General features: G+C 79.7%; 1 protein-coding gene. It reads right to left on the bottom strand.

Features of this window, described 5'->3' with window-relative positions:
* Positions 1–98: 98 nt before the first annotated feature.
* Positions 99–582 (bottom strand): hypothetical protein (locus E1284_RS42305; RefSeq protein ID WP_165965642.1); only part of this gene is annotated, 484 nt, incomplete at its 5' end.

Raw genomic sequence — 582 nt, 5'->3', positions numbered from 1 at the left:
CCCCGCCGCCCCGAACCGGGCCACGCGCCCGCCCGCTGACCCGCCCCGCCCGACCGGTACCGGCACGGCGCCGGTCGCGCGCAGCCGCAGCGGGGTGCTCACGCCTGCAGGGGGCAGCGGTCGACCACCCAGACCTCCTCCTCGTCCCCGTCCGGCGGCTCCGGAGGCCCGTCGGCGAGGCGGTCCAGATGCCACTCGATGTGGGCCAGCGGCCCGCGCCAGCCCGCCAGCAGGTCCGCCAGCGGACGCGGCGGACCCGGCGGCCCGTAGGGGCGCGGGTCGGGCAGCTCCTCCAGCCACAGCGCGTCGTCGCAGCCCGCCGCCCAGTGCCCCACCGACGCCAGCACCTCCTCCAGGTCGCGCGCCACCTCGCCCAGCGACCGCAGCGCCATCGCGTCCTGAATCATCCGCTCCCGCACCTCGTACGGCAGCTCCCGGCCGAACACCGGCGCGAACACGGGGGGACGGCCCGCCGGCACCGGCTCCTCGCCCGTCGCCGCCGACCGGATCGCCGCCGCCTGCCACCGCGTCCACTCCGCCAGATGCCCCAGCACCCCGCGCAGCGCCGCCGCACCCGGCCCC

Origin of the sequence: Actinomadura bangladeshensis (assembly GCF_004348335.1) — a bacterium.
In the GTDB taxonomy this organism is placed as follows: domain Bacteria; phylum Actinomycetota; class Actinomycetes; order Streptosporangiales; family Streptosporangiaceae; genus Spirillospora; species Spirillospora bangladeshensis.
Note: the sequence above shows the minus strand (reverse complement) of the source record. Positions and strands in the feature narration are given on the sequence as shown.